Raw genomic sequence first — 16345 nt, forward strand, 5'->3', positions numbered from 1 at the left:
GGTTCCAGCCGAAAGGATCATGCGGTGGGACAGACGGTTTTCATCCCTCGTGAGCTCGATGCGAACGAGCCACGCGTTGCTGCCTCGCCCGACACGGTGAAGCGGCTGGCGGGGCTGGGGTTTGACGTCATCGTCGAAAGCGGCGCCGGCACGGCATCGCGCATTCCCGACGAGGAGTTCGCCAAGGCCGGCGCTGTGATCGGTAAGGCCAGCGATGTCGCCAAGGCTGATGTGGTGCTGAAGGTGCGCCGGCCTGAAGGGGCGGAGCTGAAGGCCTATCGCCCGGGCAGTGCCGTCATCGCCATCATGGATCCCTATGGCAACGATGCTGCCGTCGATGCACTGGCAAGGGCCGGCGTCACCGCCTTCTCGATGGAGTTCATGCCGCGCATCACGCGCGCCCAATCAATGGACGTCCTGTCCAGTCAGGCCAACCTCGCCGGCTACCAGGCGGTGATCGATGCGGCTGCCGAATATGACCGGGCGCTGCCGATGATGATGACGGCGGCGGGCACGGTGCCGGCGGCGAAAGCTTTCGTCATGGGCGTCGGCGTCGCCGGCCTGCAGGCGATCGCTACTGCGCGTCGTCTCGGTGCCGTGGTCACCGCCACCGACGTGCGTCCCGCCGCCAAGGAACAGGTCGCCTCGCTCGGCGCAAAGTTCCTGGCGGTCGAGGACGAGGAGTTCAAGGCGGCCGAGACGGCTGGCGGCTACGCCAAGGAAATGTCCAGGGAATACCAGGCCAAGCAAGCCGCGCTGACTGCCGAGCACATCGCCAAGCAGGACATCGTCATCACCACGGCGCTGATTCCCGGCCGTCCGGCGCCGAAGCTCGTTTCGGCCGCGATGGTCGCCTCGATGAAGCCGGGCTCGGTGATCGTCGACCTGGCGGTCGAGCGCGGCGGCAATGTCGAGGGTGCCGTGCCCGGGCAGGTGGTGACCACGGCCAACGGCGTGAAAATCGTCGGCCATCTCAACGTGCCGGGCCGCGTCGCTGCCTCCGCCTCGCTGCTCTACGCAAGGAACCTCTTTGCGTTCCTCGAGACGCTGGTCGACAAGACCACCAAGACGCTTGCCATCAACCGGGACGACGAATTGGCCAAGGCGACGATGCTGACCGATGGCGGCCAAGTCGTGCATCCGGCCTTCGCCGGCAAGCCGGCGGTGATGATCGCCTCGGCCGAGCCTGCGAAGCCCGCCGCTGCAAAAAATCCAGCCCTGCCAAAGAAAACTGCCGCATCCAGGAAAGCTGCCGCACCCAAATCGCCCGCCAATAAGTCGAAAGGGATCGCGTGATGGACCAGACCTTGCAGAAAGCCCTCGACCAACTCGACCAGGCGACCGCCGCCGTCCGTCTCGCGGTGCAGGATCTGGCCACAGCTCCAGGCGGCACAGATGCGGCGGGCGACGCCGCGCACGCGCTGTCCGGCGGGGCGATCGATCCGTTCGTCTTCCGCTTCGCCATTTTCGTGCTGGCGATCTTCGTCGGCTATTACGTCGTCTGGTCGGTGACGCCGGCGCTGCACACCCCGCTGATGGCCGTCACCAACGCCATTTCCTCAGTCATCGTCGTCGGCGCGCTGCTTGCCGTCGGCATCTCGGCGTCCGGCATCGCCACCGGCTTCGGTTTCGTCGCGCTGATGCTGGTCTCGGTCAACATCTTCGGCGGCTTTCTCGTCACCCAGCGCATGCTGGCGATGTACAAGAAGAAGGACAAGTAGAGCGCCATGAACGCCAACTTCGCCTCCTTCCTCTATCTGGTCTCCGGCATTCTGTTCATCCTGGCATTGCGCGGCCTGTCGCATCCGACCACGAGCCGCCAGGGCAACATGTACGGCATGATCGGCATGGGCATCGCCATTGCCACCACGCTGGCGCTGGCGACCCCTTCGGCGGGAGGCTTCGGCCTCATCGTGCTCGGTCTTTTGATCGGCGGCTCGGTCGGCGCGGTCACTGCACGGCGCATCGCCATGACCTCGATGCCGCAGCTGGTCGCCGCCTTCCATTCGCTGGTTGGCCTTGCCGCCGTCATGGTGGCGGCTGCCGCCGTCTATGCTCCGGAAAGTTTTGACATCGGCACGGTCGCCGACATCCACGCCCAGGCGCTGATCGAGATGAGCATCGGCGTCGCCATCGGCGCCATCACCTTCACCGGCTCGGTCATCGCCTTCCTAAAACTCGACGGCCGCATGTCGGGCAAGCCGATCATGATCGGTGGCCGCCATTTCATCAACGCCGCCCTCGGCATCGGGCTGATCGTGCTGATCGTGCTGCTCGTCACCACCGAGTCCAAGCTGGTGTTCTGGCTGATCGTGGCGGCGTCGCTTGTCCTTGGCGTCCTGCTCATCATCCCGATCGGCGGCGCCGACATGCCGGTGGTCGTCTCGATGCTGAATTCCTATTCGGGCTGGGCGGCTGCGGCACTCGGCTTCACACTGGGCAATCTGGCGCTGATCATCACCGGCGCGCTGGTCGGCTCGTCCGGCGCGATCCTGTCCTACATCATGTGCAAGGGCATGAACCGGTCGTTCATCTCGGTCATCCTCGGCGGCTTCGGCGGCGAGACTTCCGCCACTGCCGACGACGGCATCGAGCGCACGGTCAAGCAGGGCTCCGCCGACGATGCCGCCTATCTGATGATGAACGCGCAGAAGGTTGTCATCGTGCCTGGCTACGGCATGGCGGTCGCCCAGGCGCAGCATGCGCTGCGCGAGATGGCCGACAAGCTCAAGGCCAATGGCGTCGACGTGAAGTACGCCATTCACCCGGTCGCCGGCCGCATGCCCGGCCACATGAACGTGCTCCTGGCCGAAGCCAACGTGCCTTACGACGAAGTGTTCGAGCTCGAGGACATCAACTCCGAATTCGCGCAGGCCGACGTCGCCTATGTCATCGGCGCCAATGACGTCACCAACCCGTCCGCCCGCGACGACAAGTCGTCGCCGATCTACGGCATGCCGATCCTCGACGTCGACAAGGCTCGCACCTGTCTGTTCGTCAAGCGCTCGCTCGGCTCCGGCTATGCCGGCATCGACAACACGCTGTTCTACAAGGACGGCACCATGATGCTCTTGGGCGACGCCAAGAAGATGACCGAAGAGATTGTCAAGGCCATGGATCATTGATCCGGGTTGGCGACCCCGACAATCGTCCCACTGCGAGCGTTGCCTTTCACCGGAGCGCCACCGTTCCATAGTCTGACGCGGCGATTGAACTGCAAAGGTCAAACCACTCGCACCCGCCGCAAGCACCCCGGGTACGGCCCGAAGAGAACGCATCGCGCATAGTTCGCAGAACCGAGGGATGGAGCTGAAGTTCCATGTCCTCGGCAATCGAGTACCCCAGAAGCGTACCAACACTGGCCGCCGCCTGACGGTCGCGCTCCGTCACGCTGTCGCGAAGGCAGTGCGGCTCCGCCTCACCGAGCAGGGGCGCGCAAATATCGTCAGGCCCGGAGACGATCAGCATGTGTTCGCCTGCGGAGAGCCGAGCCGCGATCGCGTCGAAATTGGCGACGAACGCAGCGCTGTAACCCTTGCCTGCGTAAGTCAGCAGGCAAAGGAGATGGTGCGGCCGCAGCCGAACGGTCATTTTTGCGCGCGGGTCATGAGCTTGAGCGTCACCGCGGCCAATGCCGACTTGAGCGCCCCGCCGATCAGGAACGGCGCGACGCCGTGGACAATTGCCTGTTCGATGCCAATGGCGACGGAAAGCCATGCCGCGCCCAGCACGAGGCAAAGCGCGTTGCCCAGGAGCATGGAGACGAACGCCAGCCAGGGGCGGTTGCCGTTCCAGCCGCGCTCCGCCAGCCATCCCGTGAGCGCGCCGACCACGGGGAAGGCAAAGAGGTATCCGGCGGTCGGGCCGACAAAGTGATGCGCACCGGCAGCGCCCCCAGATAAAACCGGCAACCCGATCGCGCCTTCGACCAACCATGCAACGATCGTGGCCGCGCCGAGTCTCCAGCCGTAGACCGCACCGATCAGGGTGACCGCAAAGGTCTGCATGGTCACGGGCACCGGAACCATAGGCACGTCGATGTAAGACGCCAGCGCCAGAAATACGGTTCCCAGGACGACCGCCCCGATCTGCCAGGACAGCGACCAGTCGCGGATGCGCGGCGCGCTTGAAGCCGCGTGGCTGGCGGAGGTGGGGTTATGAGGCATATGCGTTCTCTTTCGTACTGGCTGTGAAGCAGGCGCTATGCCTGACTTGCGGGATTGAACGACGTGCTGCCCGGGAGGACGGAGTAGCGGATCAGGCGGCTGTCGGCAACGGCGGCTTGCCGATGCTTCATGGCGGCGCGACAAACGGCGCCGGAAGTCACAGTCCTAAGTTTCGCGACAAAATCGCCAGCGTTGAACTCTTCAACAAATTCCTGTCGCAAAACCCTCCCGCAAAGTCGGCGATTTGCGACAGATATCTGCGACGCTTTTTGCACTTGCTTCGGATTCAGCACTACGATGGGCAAGTTCTGTTCCGATGGACAGATTTGTCACCAACGGAGGCACCGGTGTCTGGCCCCCAGCCTGTCGCTTCGCCGACCAAGTCCGGCTCGCCCGCGAAGGCCAGCCTGCCGGCCCCCGGAAAGGCGCCGCGCAAGCTCAGCCAGGCCGTGGTCATCGTGCATGGCATGGGCGAACAGCGACCGATGGGCACGCTGAGGGAATTTGTTCAGGCTGTTTGGAGCCATGATCCCGCCCGCGCGCCGTTTTATGCCCAAGTCGCGGATCCGGCCAACCCAGGCGGCGAGAAGATCAACCAGAGCTGGATCACGCCTGACAGCCGGACGAACTCGCACGAACTTCGCCGGATCACCACCCCTTATGATGTCGATGGCCGCCGCACTGATTTCTACGAGCTTTACTGGGCCGACATCACGCAAGGCACGACGCGGAGCCGGCTTGCCGCCTGGGTGACGAATCTGCTCTGGCGCAAGCCCGCCGACATTCCGCGCGACGCCCGCGGGCTCTATGTCGTCACCCTTCTGGCCGTCATAGCAGTCCTGGGCGCGGCATTCGTGCTCGCAACCTCGACCTTGCGAGGGCATATTTACTGGACCACGGGCATGCTCGTCACGATCCTGGCCTCGTTCGTCGTCTGGTCGGTGGACCGGTTCGGTCTTCCTTATTTCGGTGATGTGGCCGCCTATGTACGGGCTGAAGCGGCAACAGTCGAGAAGCGCGCGCTTGTCCGCGACCGTGGTTTGTCGCTGTTGAGGCGCCTCATGCTGGACGGCTACGACCGCATCGTTCTGGTCTCGCACAGCCTGGGATCGATTATCGCCTACGATCTGCTGCAGATATTGTGGGCCGATTTCAGGCCACGAAAGCTGGAAGCCGCCCGCGACAAGGCGAGACTGAAAGCGATCCGCGCCGTCGACAAGTCGACGCTCAAGTCAGATGGTTCTGCTTGGCCGGACAGCTTGGACGATTTTTCCGGATTCCGGCGCGCCCAATGGGAACTCTACCGCAACCTCTGCGCCAGCGACGCCGATCATCCATTGCCTTGGAAGATCAGCGATTTCGTCACGCTCGGCAGTCCGCTGACCCACAGCGAATTTCTGGTGACCTACAATCTCGCCGAATTCAGGCGCGGCATCGCTGAGCGGCTGTTCTCGGCATGTCCGCCAATCGCCGACACGGCGGCCGGTGGAACCGTCCTCTACCAGGAAGGGCGCAGCCGTTCGGGCAAGCCGCAGCGGGCGGTGCATCACGGTGCGGTGTTTGCCGCGACGCGCTGGACCAACATCTTCGACAGGGGCAATGGGTGGCTGACCGGCGACCCGATCTCAGGACCGATGGCGGAGAATTTCGGCCCCGGCGTGGAGAACATTCAGATCGAGCTGCGCAGTTCGCTTGGCCGCATCTTCACGCACAGGCTCTACTGGTCGCTGAAGGCGACCGGCGTCGAGGTCGCGGCAGCCGCCGGCACGCCGCCGCGCTCTCATATCGGCGTGCTGCGTGACGCCGTCGATCTCGGCCGAAAACTGGAACGACCCGAAGCATAAAGCGGATTGGCGCGCCGGAGCATGCCAATACCGCCGGAACATGGAGACAGACTTCTGTGAGCCAAGAGAGTGCAGCACGCATGAACATCCTGATCCTGGGCGGATCCGGCGTTTTCGGCGGGCGCCTGGCGGAACTTCTATCCGACATAGCGGAGATTGAACTCATCATCTGCGGCCGCGACTTCTCTCGTGCCGAGGCGTTCTGCGCGCGCTACAGAGGGCAGGCCCGGGTTCGGCCGCTTGCGCTTGATCGCGTAGAAATTGTGGCCGGCGTGCGCGCGCAACGGCCCAATCTGGTCGTCGACGCGTCCGGGCCGTTCCAACATTATGGGACCAATCGCTATCGTGTGATTTCGGCCTGCATCGACGCTGGCATCGACTATCTCGACTTTGCCGACGCCGCCGACTTTGTGTTCGGCGTGCCTCAGTTCGACGCGCAAGCAAAGGACGCAGGCATATTCATTCTATCGGGCATCAGCAGCTTTCCTGTGCTGACCGCCGCCGTCCTGCGCGAGATGGCGAAGACGATGGACATCGTCTCTGTGAAAGGCGGCATCGCTCCTTCGCCCTATGCCGGAATCGGCCTCAACGTCATGCGTGCGGTGGTGGGCTATGCCGGCGCTCCGGTGAAGCTGCGACGACATGGGGTGCAATCGCATGGCATCGCTCTGGCTGAAAGCATGCGCTTCACCATCGCGGTGCCGGGCCGGCTGCCGCTCCGGAACATCCGTTTCTCGCTGGTGGACGTGCCGGACTTGCAGGTCATCCCGCCCGAGCATCCCTCAATGACCGATATCTGGATGGGAGCCGGGCCAGTCCCGGAATTCTTGCACCGGACACTCAACCTCCTGGCGAAGGCGCGCGCGAGGTTCAGGCTCTCGTCGCTGGAACCTTTCTCGCGTCTCTTCTACGCGGTGCTCAACCGAATGCGTTTTGGCGAGCATCGCGGCGGTATGTTCGTCAGCGCGTACGGCACCACGGATGGGCAGGACGCCGAACGGAGCTGGCATCTTTTGGCCGAAGGGGATGACGGGCCATACATCCCATCGATGGCCATCGAAGCGATCATCCGTAAATTGCTGACGGGCACTCGTCCGGAGGCCGGAGCACGGTCCGGGGTCCGCGCCCTTGAGCTTGCCGACTATGAGGCGCTGTTCCAAAGCCGGAAGATATTCACCGGGTTTCGGGGACACGAGAATGTTGCGCCCCTGTACTGCGGGATTCTCGGATCCGCCTTCTCCTCACTTGCTCCGCGCCTTCAGGAGTTGCATGGCAGCACCGCCACCCGCCAATGGACGGGCTTCGCCGAGGTACGACGCGGTCGCCGCCCGGCGGCCGCGTTCGTGGCGGCGCTTGTCGGCTTCCCGAAAGCTGCGCCACGGGTGCCGGTCACGGTGACATTTTCGCCCGAGAACGGCTCTGAACACTGGATGCGAAGTTTCGACGGCAAGTGTTTTTCTTCGATTCAGTCGGCCGGCACTGGGAGGGACCAGCATCTTCTGATGGAACGGTTTGGGATCGCGTCCTTCGCGTTGGCTCTGGTGGTGGACGGCGATCGTCTGACCCTGGTTCCGAGACGATGGTCGCTGCTGGGTATTCCAATGCCCGGCTTCCTCCTTCCCAAAGGCTCGAGCTTCGAAACGGAACGGGACGGGCAATTCTGCTTCGATGTGGAAATTTCGATGCCGCTGATCGGCCTGATCGTGGCGTATCGGGGGACGCTCAGCCCAACCTGAATAGGTTGAACCCAAAGTCAGTAACGGTACGCGGTGTGCCACCCGCACCTGGGCAAAAAATCCTGGATTCGGTGTGGAGGACCAGCAGCCTGCCGCCGGCACCCCGCGGCGCTCGCATATCGACGTGCTGCGTGAGGGCGTCGATCTCGGCCGCAAACTGGAGCCAAGCCAGCCGGCACCGACGACTTCTGCCGGAAGATAGGGCCACGCTCGTTTGGGCGAATCAGCGCGCAGTTCATGGCGATGACGTCGTTAAAACAACCGGTCGATGCCGGGGAAAGTCTCGGCGTCGATAGAACCCCTCAAGCACCGATCAACGGTCGGTCAGGAAGACCGCCTCCTCGTCGTCGCGCTGCCTGCCCCCAAGTGCTGCTGCGGCGCTTGCGATGAAAGCGCCGACGACCAGGGACAGAGCGCCAAGCAGCGCGAAGGTGGCACCGGCTTTCCTGGCGGTATCGGCAGCCTGCTGGGCCTGGACCTTCGCCTCTTCGACCCTGGCAAGCACGGCATCGACACGGGCCCTGGCATCGGGTTCCGACAGCCCGGTGCGGGCGGCTACCAACTGCGACAGATAGGTCTTGTCGTCGGCTGACACTTCGCCTGCTGCTGCGCTCGCGATCAAAATGCGCGAGGCCTGCGCCGTCGCCGCCGCATCGCTCTCCGGGTTGGCGGCAGCAAGCCTGGCCGCATCGGCCGGGCGGAACAACGCATCGACGAAGTACGACGTTGCGTTGTCGGTCGCGGCGTCTCCGGCGTTTGCGGTAGCACCTGCCGAAGCGCCCATTGCCGCGCCCGACGCGACTGTCGAAGCGGCGTGGACGCCGGTTCCGACAGCTGCGGAGAGCGCCGAGCCGAGCACACCGGCGACGAGCAACGTTGCAAGCGCCCAGGCGAGGAAGCCGTGTGCGGTATCGCGGAAAAAGACCTCATCGGTGTGGACGCCGACCCATTTGGTGCGTAGGCGCCCGGCAAGATAACCGCCTAGGGCCGACGACAGCCACTGCACGATGATCAGCCACGCAGCCGTGGAGGCCGCGAAAGTTGTGACTGAGGTGCTCAAGCCGGACCACGGCGAAACCATCGTCAGCCCGAGCCCGGAGCCGAGCAGCATCAGGATCAATGTTAGCGTCGAGGCAGCAAAGGCGCCGGCCACGATTGGCCCCCAGCTGACAGCGGTAGAAGAGGATTCCGTCGGTGCGGAAACGTCGACAGCCGTTAGGGTTGACTGCATGTCAGCCCCCTAACGTGCGAAAAGCATGATGAGAATAATGATCGGAATCGGGACTCCGAGAAGCCAGAGCAAAATGCCACGTCCCATGAGTGCCTCCTGCGGCGATTGTGATCGATTACAATGCCTTGGATGCTCTTCCGTTCCGACCGGCCCTCATGATCCTTTGTTGCGACGCAGCAGGGATCGTTGGTGGGCCTGGGCCTACCAATACCTTAAGTGTCCGAAGCTGAGCAGCTGCTTGGGCTTTAAATATCCAGGTTGGCGACCGACAGCGCGTTTTCCTGGATGAACTCGCGCCTGGGCTCGACTTCGTCGCCCATCAGCCGCGAGAACAGACTGTCCGCATCGGTGGCGTCATTGACCTTGACTTGTAAAAGCGAGCGCACATTCGGGTCGAGCGTGGTCTCCCAGAGCTGCTCGGCATTCATTTCGCCGAGGCCCTTGTAGCGCTGCATGGTCAGGCCCTTGCGGCCGGTGGCAAACACGGCATTGAGCAGCGCCAGCGGTCCCGAGATGGTTTCGGACACATCCTTGCGGCGCAGCACCGGCGGCTCGCCATAGACTTCCGCTAGGCGCGGCGCATAGCGGTCGAGTTGGCGGGCGTCGGCCGAATTGATCAGCGCCAGATCGAGATGCGCGAACTCCTTGACGCTGCGCACCGTGCGCTCGAACACATAACCGCCGACCCCTTCGTTTGAGGTCGACATGCGGCCGGTCCAGCCGCGTTCGGTGTCCTCGGCGATGATGTCGAGGCGCCGGGCGACACGCTCGGCCATCGCGTTGGCCCGGCCGAGATCGACGAAGACATCCGGATTGAGCGCGCCGGCGATCGCCGCCTGCTCGACCACGCCTCTGTTATAGCGGGTGTGCAGCCCGTTGATGAGCTGGCGCACTGCCAGCGCATCGTCGATGGCGCTGCGCAGGTCCTGCCCGGCCCGCACCTCGCCGGTGCTGAGCGCAAGCGACGCCTCTTCCAGTCCTGAGCCGATCAGGAATTCCTCGAAGGCGCTTTCGTCCTTGATGTATTGCGAGCTCTTGCCGCGCGTCACTTTGTAGAGCGGCGGCTGGGCGATGTAGAGATGCCCGCGCTCGATCAGCTCCGGCATCTGCCGGAAGAAGAAGGTCAGCAGCAAGGTGCGGATGTGGGCGCCGTCGACGTCGGCGTCGGTCATCAGGATGATCTTGTGGTAGCGCAATTTGTCTGCGTTGAACTCGTCCTTGCCGATCGAGGTGCCGAGCGCCGTGATCAGCGTGCCGATCATGTCGGAGCCGAGCATACGGTCGAACCGGGCCCGCTCGACGTTGAGGATCTTGCCGCGCAGCGGAAGAATGGCCTGGTTCTGGCGCGAACGGCCGCCCTTGGCCGAGCCGCCGGCGCTGTCGCCCTCGACGATGAAGATTTCGGACTTCGCCGGGTCGCGTTCCTGGCAGTCGGCCAGCTTGCCGGGCAGCGAAGTGACGCCGAGCGAGCTCTTGCGGGTGATGTCGCGCGCCTTGCGCGCGGCTTCGCGCGCCGCTGCCGCCTGGATGACCTTCTCGATGACAACCTTGCCCTCGGTCGGGTGCTCTTCGAGCCAGGTGCCGAGCGCCTCGTTGACGAGCCCTTCCACCACCGGACGGACTTCGGACGAGACCAGCTTGTCCTTGGTCTGCGAGGAGAATTTCGGGTCGGGAACCTTGACCGACAGCACGGCCGTCAGTCCTTCGCGGCAATCGTCGCCGATCAGCGCCACCTTCTCCTTTTTGGTGAGGCCCGTGGATTCGCCATAGCCGGTAATCTGGCGCGTCAGCGCGCCGCGGAAACCGGCAAGATGCGTTCCGCCGTCGCGCTGCGGAATGTTGTTGGTGAAGGCCAGCACGTTCTCGTGGTAGCTGTCGTTCCACCACATGGCGACTTCGACGGTGATACCGTCGCGCTCGGCCCTGATAGCAATCGGCTTGTCGATCAGCGGCTTCTTGACGCGGTCGAGATATCTGACGAACTCCTCGAGCCCGCCATCATAATGCAGCTCATGGCGCACGACGTCGGCATGACGGGCATCGGTCAAAATGATGCGCACGCCGGAATTCAGGAAGGCGAGTTCGCGCAGCCGGTGCTCCAGCGTGCCGAAGTCGAACTCGACCATGGTGAAGGTCTCGGTCGACGGAAAGAAGGTGATCTCGCTGCCGCTGCGCCCCTCATAGGTGCCGGCAACCTTGCGCTGCTCATAGCTGCCGGTGACCCTCAGCGGTCCGTCGGCATTGCCATGCGAGAAGCTCATCTCGTAGATCTGGCCGTTGCGGCGGATTTTCAGCTTCAGCCAGGCCGACAGCGCGTTGACAACCGAGACGCCGACGCCGTGGAGGCCACCGGACACCTTGTAGGAGTTCTGGTCGAACTTGCCGCCGGCATGCAGCTGCGTCATGATCACTTCGGCCGCCGAAATGCCTTCGCCGGTGTGGATATCGGTCGGAATGCCGCGGCCATTGTCGATGACCGTCACCGAACCGTCGGGATTCAGCGTCACCGTGACGAGGTCGGCATGGCCGGCCAGCGCCTCGTCGATAGCGTTGTCCACGACCTCATAGACCATGTGATGCAGGCCCGAGCCGTCGTCGGTATCGCCGATATACATGCCGGGCCGCTTGCGGACGGCGTCCAAGCCCTTCAAAACCTTGATGGAATCGGCGCCGTACTCGGCCTCAGCGCCGTTGGCGTTGTCGATCTGATCGCTCATGAAAACCTGTCTGATTGATGCCGCACATCCAGCGCAAAAAATCGGCTCCGAATCGCGCGTCCTTGATGGCCCAGATATAGGTGCAAAAGGCGGTTTTTCCAAGGTTTGCAAGCATTTCCGAATGGAAGAAGAGCACGCCTGGCGGGCCACGGCATCGGACCCAAAAGTGGAACCGGTTTTGCGAACAGAGCGGCCGCACAAAAGCGGGCCGACCTGTTCCCGACGATCATCTACTCTCCTGTGCCCCGGTGACATTTCCGGAGAGCGGGCGCTTCGCCCTTGCCGTTCAGCAACATGGACGCTTGGCTTGCCAGCCACTACATTGAGTTCACCAGCGGAGCACGCCATGGACAGTCAGCCCGCCCCCTTTGTCCCGCCGGCGCCGAAGCCGCGCACGTCGCCGCCTTCGACGCTGGAGATGATCCGCATCGTCTATCGCAATCCGCTCGAACTGTGGGGCGAGCCGACCTACAACCAGCCTTGGATTTCGGTGACCGGCATCGGCGGGCCGCTGGTCATCGCCAACGACCCCGGCCTCATTCGCCACGTGCTGGTCGACAATGCCAAAAACTACAAGATGGCGACGGTGCGCCAGATGATCCTGCGGCCGATCCTGCGCGACGGCCTGCTGACCGCCGAGGGTGAGGTCTGGAGGCGTTCACGCAAGGCGATGGCGCCGGTGTTCACGCCGCGCCACATCTTCGGTTTTGCCGAGCCGATGCTGAGGCGTACGCGGGAGTTCGTCACCCGCTACGAGGGCGGCGGCACGTCGGACATCGCCCACGACATGACGCTGCTTACCTTTGACATCCTGGCCGAGACGCTGTTTTCCGGTGAGATATCGGGCAGCCGGGCAGCTTCGCCAAGGAGATCGACCGGCTGTTCGAAACCATGGGCCGCGTCGATCCGCTCGACCTGTTGCGGGCGCCAGACTGGCTGCCGCGCCTGACCCGCATCCGCGGCCGCAAAACCATGGCCTACTTCCGCAAGATCGTCACCGACACCGTCAAGATGCGCGAAGAGCGGGTCAAGCACGATCCGGACAAGGCGCCGCAGGATTTCCTCACGCTTTTGCTCAAGGCGGAGGGACCGGACGGGCTCACGCGCGCCGAGGTCGAGGACAACATCATCACCTTCATCGGCGCCGGTCACGAGACCACGGCGCGTGCGCTCGGCTGGACGCTCTATTGCCTAGCCGAAGCGCCTTGGGAGCGCGAAAAGGTCGAGCGCGAGATCGACGCCGTGCTGGCGCGCGAGCCCGACCCGACAAAGTGGCTCGACGCCATGCCGTTCACCCGCGCCGCCTTCGACGAGGCGCTCAGGCTCTATCCGCCGGCGCCGTCGATCAAACCGCGAGCCGATCGAGCCCGAAACCTGGAAGGGCCTCTACATACCGAGGCGTGCCGCGGTGCTGGTCATGCCCTGGGTCGTCCACCGCCATCGCAAGTTGTGGGACAGGCCCGACGCCTTCATGCCCGAACGTTTCCATCCGGGAAATCGCGAGAAGATCGACGTTTTCAGTATTTGCCGTTCGGCGCCGGTCCTCGCGTCTGCATCGGCGCCAGCTTTGCCATGCAGGAGGCGATCATTGCTCTGGCGATCATGCTGTCGCGCTTCCGCTTCGATACCACCGCCGAAACCAAACCGTGGCCGGTTCAAAAACTGACGACGCAACCGCAGGGCGGCCTGCCGATGCAGGTCACACGGCGCCTTTGAGCCGCCTGATTGGCTATTCCGCCGTCTTGCGCTGGAACTGGCCGGCGGGCCGGTAGCGCCAGAGATAGCTCGGAAGGATGCTGCCGATCGACTGTGGCTGGATATCGAGACCGGCGAGCGTCCGGTTTTCCCTGATGGCCGGTTCCGAGACGATGTTGTCCCCGCGCAACTGCAGGACCTGATCCTTGGTCAGCAGCGGATTGGGCAAAAGCCCAAGGATCGATGCCTGCATGTTCGCCACCCACCACGGCACCGACACCAGCAACCGCTTGCGGTCGATCATGGCAAGCATTTCCTGCATGCATTGCTTGAAGGTGAGCACCTGAGGTCCGCCTAGCTCGTAGATCCGACCACCCTGGACTTTGTCGTCGACCGAGCGCGCCACCGCTTCGGCGACATCGCCGACATAGACCGGCTGGAATTTGGTCCGCCCGCCGCCGATCAGAGGCAGGACCGGCGAATAGCGCGCCATGCTGGCGAAGCGGTTGAAGAAGCTGTCCTCGGGGCCGAAATTGATCGAGGGCCGCAAGATGACCGCATCCTCGATCGTCTCCAGGACCGCTTTTTCACCGAGCGCCTTGGTGCGCGCATACTCGGATTGCGCGTTCAGATCGGCGCCCAGCGCCGAGATATGGGTGAGCCCGGCGCCGACGGCGCGCGCCGCTTCGGCGATCGCGCGTGCGCCGAACTCGTGGACCGGCGTGAACTTCTGCCGGCCGCTCTCATGCAGGATGGCTACCAAATTGACGACATGGTCGGCGCCCTGCACGGCGCGGTCGACCGACCAGCGCACGCGAACATTGGCCTGCACCGGCTGGATCTGGCCGACATTGCCGAGCGGTTGCAGATGGCCGGCGAGATCGGGCCGGCGGCAGGCGACCCTGATGCGGTAGCCGCGCCTGGCCAGCGCCCGCACCACATGGCGGCCGACAAAGCCGGAGCCGCCGAACACGACGACGAGCTTTGGGGTCTGCAGGATTTCGGTCATGGCTGGCTCCGGCGCGCTTTCCAGATTACTGGGCTTGGCTGAAGCCGTTCATAATCCGTTTCGCGCCGAAGGCAAAGGGCGATCCTTTGTCGCCGTTTGCCGCGGTGTCGGCTGGTTCAGAACGCCCTGCCGATGCGCGCGTCGACCGATTGGCGGTTGCCGCCGCGGATGACGAAGAAGAACAGTATCGCCGCCCACAGCAGCGATTTTTCGGCACCCGAAAAGCCCTCGCCCAGGGTGACCCAGTGGAACCAGACGGTGACCAGGAGCACGAACATTCCGGCGAAGGCCGCCGGGCGGGTCAAGAGACCGATGGCGATGAAAATGCCGCCGAAGAACTCGGTGCAGGCCAGCAGCACCGACCAGAACGCGCCAGGATAGAAGCCGAGGCCTTCGACCATCTCGGCGGCGCCGAGCGGGTCGATGATCTTGCCAGAGCCATGGATGGTGAGGAAGATGCCGGCCACGGCGCGCAGGATGGTTTCAGAGGTAGTGTTCAGCGCCGCATAGAGGTTGCCAAGGGCCGGAACGACAAGATTGGTGCTGGGATTGTGGGTGCTTGCGGCCATTGGGGTTCCTCTTCTGCTGCTCCGCGCAAACAGCCGCCACCCCAGCCAAAGTCAAATGAACAAAAGTTGACCGGGAAATGCATGTTACTGGTCAGATGCGGGAGAGCGCGGAAAAACCCAGCCGACGCGAGGGTTTCCGGCTGTTTCCGAAACGTGGTTCGACGAGGCAGCCTGGGCGTAACGGCAAGTACGCCCGCTGTCGCGCGATCAACTATCCGAAGGTGTGGACGTCTTCAGGAAGAATACCGGGCGGCGAATTCGGAGATGCGCTGCACCACGGCTTTCGGAGCCGTTATGCCCCGTGCCGCTGCCTTCTCCGCCGCTTCGGCCCGGGCACGGCCGGGGACATGCACGCCGTAGCGGCGGCGCAACCGGTCGAGTTGATCTTTCATGCGCTTCTCGAAATTTGGATCGAGCAGCTTGGGCTCGACGGCCAGCACGAAGAGGCCGGTTCCGGGACTGTCCGGTCCGTCGGTGAACCATGGCGCATCGAGTGACCAGTTGGCGCCCGACAGGCCCGCCGCCAGCACTTCGACCATCAGCGCGATGTTGGCGCCACGCTGGCCGCCGAAGGCAAGCATCGCGCCTTTCATGGCGGCGGCGGGATCGGTGGTCGGGTTGCCGCTCGCGTCCAGTGCCCAGCCTTCTGGAATTCTCTTGCCGTCGTCAGCCGCCTTGCGGATGTTGACAAAGGCGGTGGCGCTCGACGACTGGTCGATCACCAGCGGCGCACCGTCGGCGGCGGGCGCAGCGAAGGACATCGGGTTGGTGCAATAGACCGGCTTGACCGAGCCGGAGCCGGCAAGCACGGCCGGTCCATTGGTTGCGGCGAAGGACACCAGCCCCTGCGCGGCCAGCCGTCCTGTGAAATAGCCGAGCGCGCCGCATGTATAGGCGTTCTTCTGCGAAAAGATGGCAACGCCGAACAGGCGCGCCGCCTTGGCGAGATCGTCGATGGTGCGGTCGAAGCCGGTATGCGCCAGGCCGCCGCGCGCGTCGGAGAGATAGATCGCCAAAGCCGGCCTGGTGATGACCGGCTCGGCCTTGCCATCGATGCGGCCGGCCTCCAGCGCTTCGAGATAGTCGATGAAATGCGACAGTCCGACCGTCGACAGACCTTCTGCCTCGGCCGCCACCACGGAGGCTGCAAGCGACTGCGCCGCTTCCTCATTGGCGCCGGCGCCGAGCGCCGCCATCCGGCACAGCCCTGTCGCCTGGTCGAGACTGAGTTGCATCGTAGCGATCCTAGGGGAGTAGGGGAGTAAGGGAATAGGGGAGTAGGGGAATAGTGAGCGTGATGCGAATAGGATGGAAATGTGTATGTGAATAGTGGCTGACCCTACTCCCCCGCTCCCCTACTCCCCTACTCCCCTAGGAT

12 protein-coding genes and 1 pseudogene are annotated in these 16345 nt (G+C 63.9%); 6 read left to right on the forward strand and 7 right to left on the reverse strand.

Annotated elements, in window-relative coordinates; translation table 11 throughout:
- The first annotated feature begins 24 nt into the window (after positions 1-24).
- Genes AC0L18_RS30010 through AC0L18_RS30020 form a run of 3 tightly spaced genes read left to right on the forward strand, consistent with a single transcriptional unit; the run spans position 25 to position 3125 of the window.
- Positions 25-1296, forward strand: a complete 1272-nt coding sequence (locus AC0L18_RS30010) for a Re/Si-specific NAD(P)(+) transhydrogenase subunit alpha (RefSeq protein ID WP_473495390.1) — start codon at positions 25-27, stop codon at positions 1294-1296.
- On the forward strand, positions 1296-1721 hold the full coding sequence (locus AC0L18_RS30015; protein ID WP_029347614.1) for an NAD(P) transhydrogenase subunit alpha part 2: 426 nt from the start codon (positions 1296-1298) through the stop codon (positions 1719-1721). The genes AC0L18_RS30010 and AC0L18_RS30015 overlap by 1 nt, the downstream gene beginning before the upstream one ends.
- Before the next feature lie 6 nt (positions 1722-1727).
- Positions 1728-3125 carry an NAD(P)(+) transhydrogenase (Re/Si-specific) subunit beta gene (locus AC0L18_RS30020; RefSeq protein ID WP_473495391.1) on the forward strand — a complete coding sequence of 466 codons (1398 nt, stop codon included), beginning with the start codon at positions 1728-1730 and terminating at the stop codon, positions 3123-3125.
- A gap of 46 nt (positions 3126-3171) precedes the next feature.
- Here AC0L18_RS30020 and AC0L18_RS30025 read toward each other — a convergent pair whose 3' ends face one another.
- Positions 3172-3591 (reverse strand): DUF1284 domain-containing protein, encoded by a 420-nt coding sequence (locus AC0L18_RS30025; RefSeq protein ID WP_473495392.1) that lies wholly within the window; start codon positions 3589-3591, stop codon positions 3172-3174.
- Positions 3588-4166: a biotin transporter BioY gene (locus tag AC0L18_RS30030; RefSeq protein WP_473495393.1), complete on the reverse strand. Its 579-nt coding sequence runs from the start codon at positions 4164-4166 to the stop codon at positions 3588-3590. Before AC0L18_RS30030 ends, AC0L18_RS30025 begins: the two co-directional genes overlap by 4 nt.
- Positions 4167-4513: 347 nt before the next feature.
- On the opposite strand from AC0L18_RS30030, the gene AC0L18_RS30035 reads away from it, so the two are divergent.
- Positions 4514-6010 (forward strand): hypothetical protein, encoded by a 1497-nt coding sequence (locus tag AC0L18_RS30035; RefSeq protein WP_473495394.1) that lies wholly within the window; start codon positions 4514-4516, stop codon positions 6008-6010.
- An 80-nt stretch (positions 6011-6090) separates the two neighbouring features.
- Positions 6091-7746 (forward strand): DUF4166 domain-containing protein, encoded by a 1656-nt coding sequence (locus tag AC0L18_RS30040; RefSeq protein WP_473495395.1) that lies wholly within the window; start codon positions 6091-6093, stop codon positions 7744-7746.
- Between the two features lie 313 nt (positions 7747-8059).
- Here the strand turns inward: AC0L18_RS30040 and AC0L18_RS30045 are convergent, their stop codons facing one another.
- Both AC0L18_RS30045 and gyrB read right to left on the reverse strand, forming a co-directional pair.
- A complete protein-coding gene (locus tag AC0L18_RS30045; protein ID WP_473495396.1) occupies positions 8060-8977 on the reverse strand; it encodes a hypothetical protein in 918 nt (305 codons plus the stop codon).
- Between the two features lie 245 nt (positions 8978-9222).
- Positions 9223-11694, reverse strand: a complete 2472-nt coding sequence (gene gyrB / locus AC0L18_RS30050; RefSeq protein ID WP_473495397.1) for a DNA topoisomerase (ATP-hydrolyzing) subunit B — start codon at positions 11692-11694, stop codon at positions 9223-9225.
- Between the two features lie 346 nt (positions 11695-12040).
- Here gyrB and AC0L18_RS30055 point away from each other — a divergent pair.
- Positions 12041-13410: pseudogene (locus AC0L18_RS30055) on the forward strand (cytochrome P450).
- Positions 13411-13423: 13 nt separating this feature from the next.
- Here AC0L18_RS30055 and AC0L18_RS30060 read toward each other — a convergent pair.
- The 3 genes from AC0L18_RS30060 to AC0L18_RS30070 all read right to left on the reverse strand — a co-directional run bounded on the left by AC0L18_RS30060 (position 13424) and on the right by AC0L18_RS30070 (position 16202).
- Positions 13424-14398, reverse strand: a complete 975-nt coding sequence (locus AC0L18_RS30060; RefSeq protein WP_473495398.1) for a complex I NDUFA9 subunit family protein — start codon at positions 14396-14398, stop codon at positions 13424-13426.
- A gap of 116 nt (positions 14399-14514) precedes the next feature.
- Positions 14515-14967: a DoxX family protein gene (locus AC0L18_RS30065; protein WP_473495399.1), complete on the reverse strand. Its 453-nt coding sequence runs from the start codon at positions 14965-14967 to the stop codon at positions 14515-14517.
- Positions 14968-15200: 233 nt separating this feature from the next.
- On the reverse strand, positions 15201-16202 hold the full coding sequence (locus AC0L18_RS30070) for an Ldh family oxidoreductase (RefSeq protein WP_473495400.1): 1002 nt from the start codon (positions 16200-16202) through the stop codon (positions 15201-15203).
- Positions 16203-16345: the final 143 nt, after the last annotated feature.

This window comes from Mesorhizobium sp. WSM4819, from assembly GCF_055811215.1.